Origin of the sequence: Streptomyces sp. H39-C1, assembly GCF_027158125.1 — a bacterium.
Classification (GTDB): domain Bacteria; phylum Actinomycetota; class Actinomycetes; order Streptomycetales; family Streptomycetaceae; genus Actinacidiphila; species Actinacidiphila fildesensis.
Genome location: NZ_JAPVLS010000201.1, coordinates 1 through 4,510, shown reverse-complemented (window position 1 = coordinate 4,510; position 4,510 = coordinate 1). Strand labels below are relative to the sequence as shown.

The following is a 4,510-nucleotide window of genomic DNA, read 5'->3' as shown; positions in this document are numbered from 1 at the left end:
GCGCCGGTGAACTGCCTGCTTGCGCCGACCTTGAGCAGCCGCCGTCCGTGGTAGATCTCACCGAAGGCGTAGTAGTGCGCCGGGTGGTCGTCGCCGAAGGACTCATCCGGGGAGGTGATCGTGCCCTCGCCCTGCTCCTTGATGACTTCGAGGCAGCGTTCGACGTCATCGAGGTTCTCGACCGGCTTCAGCACGGCGGAGCCGATGTGTTCGGACAGCTGCCCCCGCGCCGACAGTTCCGGTGCCGCCTGTCGGAACGCCTGCTGCAGGGTGGAGTAGAAGTCAGCAACGCTCGGCGAGGTGGCCCTGCTGCGGGTGAGCGGAGCGTCGGGGGCCTCAATCGCCATCATCACGTCGTGGACGACGGACTTGGTCAGGCCCGACAAATAGACGTTCACTCCGGCGCGCACGCCGCCGGGTAGCGGGCCGGGGTAGGTGGGGGCGGCGTCGCTGATCCGGGGCCGCCCGCCCACAGCCACCAGGAGGTTGCAGACCACTCCCAGGTGGTACATCTCGTCGCCGACGATCCGCCGGATCAGACGCGCGACCTCGCTGCCGCGGTCCTTGACCGACCACCAGCCGCACAGATACGGCGGGATAGTTGAGAGTTCGAGTTCCACCGCAACCTGAAGGGCCTGCCTGAGCCAGCCGACGTCGCGGCCGATGGCGGGAACAGCCATCAGACGCGCGACAGACCCGAACGGTGCGGCCTGCGGCGGCCCGGCCGCGGCGGGCCCGGCCAGCGAGACCGGCGCGGCCGCCAGGGCTGCCGCCGCCACGAAACTCCTGCGCTTGAACGGGGAAGCCTCCGGTTTGTCCGGGTCGCTCGTTGTACCTGTCACCGTTGTCTCCGCTCGTCGCGGTGGGCCCCGCCTGCTCCTGGGGCTCCTCGGGTCTTCCGAAGGTTCGCGAAGCTAGAACTAGTGCTCTGGCCGGAAGGGTTTGCCTGGTTCGCGGCGTCCGGTGCGGTGCGTCGCCAGGCGGAGGATCGTCCTCGTACCGGGCGTACTCGGACGACTCCGACAACTGGGGGTACCTCCCAGCGGTAGCTGGGGGAGAGGTGCCGTGCCGGGCGTCGCGAACCGGTGAACCTTACCGGCCAGAGCACTAGCAGCGGTTGTCACCGTTCCCGAGGTGCGGGAGCCGCGTGGCGCAATTGCCACCCGCTCGGCCCAGACAAGGCGAAGTGGCACCCTTGCGGAGGAGGTCCGAAGCAACCCCTCGCGAACCCGCGGGCCGGGGGTGCGCGGGTCCTATCGTCGGGCCAATACGGGGCGCAGGCGACTGGTGCGAAGTCGTTCGACGGTTGGAGCGCCGTAGCGACGGCCGAGGAGCACAGTCGGGACGGCGATGGCGGTACCGACGAGGGCGGCGATGATGACGTCGTGGGGGTAGTGGGCGCCGACGTAGACACGGGAGGCGGCCATCAGTACGGCGAGGACGAGGGCCAGTGCGCCGAGGCGGCGGTGGATGAGCAGCAGTGCGGTGGCGGCGGCGAAGGCGACGGTGGTGTGGTTGCTGGGGAAGGCGTAGTCGTTCAGGGGCGGGCAGGCTTCGACGAGGAAATCGTGGGGCAGGGCGCGGCAGGGGCGTGGTTCGGCGAAGACGTCCTTGATGCCGGAATTGAGCAGGTAGGCGAGGATGACAGCGACCCCTCCGGCCAGGGACGCGGCCATCGCGGCGGCGTCGGCGCGGCGGGCCATCCACCAGCCGGCGAGCAAGGCCAGCACGAACAGCGCCGCGCCGTAGCTGGTGAAGGCCAGCATGGGGGCGTTGAGCCAGTGGGTGTCGCGGGCGAAGTCGGTGACGGTGGTGTACCAGCCGCCGTCGATGGCTGCGCCGTCCAGGGCCTGGAACGAGGTTGCGGTCATGGAGGTGCCTTTGCGCTGGGGGGCAGGCGCCGGGGGTGCTCGCCAGGCGCGGGAGGGCGTGGCACACTCGGGGGCGCCAACGGTTCTACAATCACGTAGAAGTTCTACGCGACTGTAGAGGATGAACGGAAGGTAGCCAAGTCATGAACGACGACGGCGAGGCGACCGTGGTGGCCGGGCGGCGCCCCAACGGCGCTCTGGAGGCCGAGATGCTGGCGATCCTGCAGGCCGCCGAGGAGGCGCTGACCCCCGCGCAGGCAGCTGAGCGGCTCGGCGGCGGCCTGTCGTACAGCACGGTGGTGACGATCCTGTCCCGACTGCACGCCAAGGGCATTCTGGAGCGCACCCCTCGCGGGCGGGCCTACGCCTACACGCCCGTCACCGACGAGCCGGGCCTGGCCGCGCGCCAGATGCACCAGGTCCTGGGGAGCAAACCGGATCGCGAGAAGGTCCTGACCCGGTTCGTCGACGACCTGTCCGCCGCTGACGAGCTGCTGCTCCGCCGCCTGCTCGGCGCCGAACTGGACCCCGGCCAGTAAGGACCGCCCCGGATGCATCTCGCCGTCTATCTGCCGTTGCTTTTTCCCGCCCTGGCCGTAATCGCCGCCCGGCCACTGAGCGACCGGTTGGAGCCCCGTCTGGCCACCTGGATCCTTACGGTGGGCTCGGTGGTCCTGGCGATCGGCAGCACCACGGTTCTGGCGCTGGCCGTCTGCGTACGGATCCCGACGGTCGCGGACCTGGGCGGATACTCACTCCAGGTGGTGCAACGCCGCGATCCGACCGCGTGGGCCGTCGGGCTGCTTGCCGGCGTACTGCTGACCATCGCGGTGACGGCTGCGACCCGCATGGTGTGGCGGCGGGTGCGGGCGTTGTTCAACGCGGCCCTGGAGGCGGCCTGCTTCCCCGGCACGAACCGACTGGTCGTCCTCGACGAACCGGCCGCTGACGCGTTCGCCATGCCAGGGCTGCCCGGCCGCATCGTCGTCTCCACCGGCATGCTCAGCGCCCTGGACGACGGCGAGCGGGCGGTCCTGCTCGCCCACGAACGCGCCCATCTACGCGGACACCACTACCTGTTCACCGCCGGCGCCCAACTGGCCGCCGCCGCCAATCCCCTGCTGCGCCCCGTGGCCACTGCCGTTACCTACACGGTAGAGCGGTGGGCCGACGAACGCGCCGCCACGGTCATCGGTGACCGCCGACGCGTGGCCCGCACCGTGGGCAAGGCCGCCCTGGCGGCCAAGAGTGGCGAGGATCGCCGTCGCCTGCCCGCCGCCGCAATGGGAATCCTCGGCCGCGACCGTGCACGGACCGCTGTCGGGCCGGTGCCCCGCCGTGTAGCCGCTCTGCTCGCCCCGCCACCGCGCAACCAGATGCTCGCGCTGTTGGGCGTGGGCGCAGTGCTGGCGGCGACGGCGCTGTGCACGCTGGAGGCCGCCCAGGACCTGCACGAATTGCTGGAACTCGCCAAGGGCGGCTGACTGGCGGTGAGGAATTTGAACCACTGCAGTTGCCTACCGTTGGGGGTCCCCGCAATGCTCGCACAGTCAACAGGTCGTGCTTGTGATCCGCGTTCCGCAGCTCTGCAGAGTCGAGCCGACTGACCGGTGAACGGCGAGATGTCGTAAACAGACCACACGGTGGGCGCTTTCGTCCGAAGATCGTCCTTATGGCTTCGATTGTGGTCACCCAGGCGTCCCGTTTCGCGACCTGCAGCAGCAGCCGTATCCGACGCCGCCCTTGGCGTTCGCCCGCCGGGCAGCCCGCGTACGTCCGGCCCTTGCTGTTGGTGATCACTGCCGTCGCTACCTCGTTGTACGGGTGGAACATCGACAGTGGTCAGTTCCATCCGTTCTACGCCGACACCGTGCTCAGCATGACCAGGAACTGGAAGGCGTTCTTCTTCGGTTCATTTGAGCCCGGTAACTCCATCACTCTGGACAAACTGCCCGGCTTTCTGTGGCCGCAGGCGGTCTCCGCGCGGCTCTTCGGATTCCATCCCTGGGCGCTGGCGTTGCCCCAGCTGATCGAGGGCGCGCTGAGCGTGTTGGTGCTGTTCCGGCTGGTGTGCAGGCAGGCCGGAGCTCCTGCGGCGCTGGTGGCCGCGGCCGCGTTCGCGAGCACCCCGGCGGCGGCCGGGCTGTTCCGCTCGGCTGTCGAGGACGCACCGTTCACGCTGCTCCTGCTGCTTGCCGCCGACGCGGCGTTCCGGGCATCCAGCACGGCGCGGCTGCGCCCGCTCATCTGGAGCGCCGTCTGGGTGGGGCTCGCTTTCCAGGCGAAGATGCTGGAAGCGTGGGCCCTCGGGCCCGTCCTGGCCGTCGTTTTCCTCGTCGCGGCTCCCACGACGCTGCGCCGCAGAGTGGTCGGTACCGCTGTGGCGGCGGCCGTGACCCTCGTTATGTCGGCGTCCTGGGTCCTGGTGGTTGCGCTGATACCCGCAGGCGACCGGCCCTACATCGACGGGACCACGAACAACTCGCCGGTGAACATGGTCGTGGGGTACAACTTCCTCAACCGCTTCCCTCAGCTGGGACTGACCCCCGCCGACACCGGCAGCGTCAACTCCGTACCCAGCGGCCGGTCCGGGTCCTGACGGCGCCGTACCACCAGGACCGGCATTTTCGGTGACCTCC

Annotated in this window: 5 protein-coding genes; 3 read left to right on the top strand and 2 right to left on the bottom strand. The window is 69.5% G+C overall.

Annotated elements, in window-relative coordinates; genetic code table 11:
* Together O3W51_RS47385 and O3W51_RS47380 are read right to left on the bottom strand one after the other, a co-directional pair.
* Positions 1–842, bottom strand: an 842-nt coding sequence (locus O3W51_RS47385; RefSeq protein ID WP_269290245.1) for a ferritin-like domain-containing protein, incomplete at its 3' end; no start/stop codon positions are given.
* Between the two features lie 411 nt (positions 843–1,253).
* Positions 1,254–1,871, bottom strand: coding sequence for a phosphatase PAP2 family protein (locus O3W51_RS47380; RefSeq protein WP_269290243.1), 618 nt, complete (start codon positions 1,869–1,871; stop codon positions 1,254–1,256).
* 143 nt (positions 1,872–2,014) lie between these two features.
* Here O3W51_RS47380 and O3W51_RS47375 point away from each other — a divergent pair, with 143 nt between their 5' ends.
* The 3 genes from O3W51_RS47375 (at position 2,015) to O3W51_RS47365 (ending at position 4,470) form a co-directional block, all read left to right on the top strand.
* Entirely contained in the window at positions 2,015–2,410 is a 396-nt protein-coding gene (locus tag O3W51_RS47375; RefSeq protein WP_269290241.1) for a BlaI/MecI/CopY family transcriptional regulator, read from the top strand.
* Between the two features lie 12 nt (positions 2,411–2,422).
* On the top strand, positions 2,423–3,355 hold the full coding sequence (locus O3W51_RS47370) for a M56 family metallopeptidase (protein ID WP_269290239.1): 933 nt from the start codon (positions 2,423–2,425) through the stop codon (positions 3,353–3,355).
* Positions 3,356–3,543: 188 nt separating this feature from the next.
* A complete protein-coding gene (locus O3W51_RS47365) occupies positions 3,544–4,470 on the top strand; it encodes an ArnT family glycosyltransferase (protein WP_269290237.1) in 927 nt (308 codons plus the stop codon).
* Positions 4,471–4,510 lie beyond the last annotated feature (40 nt).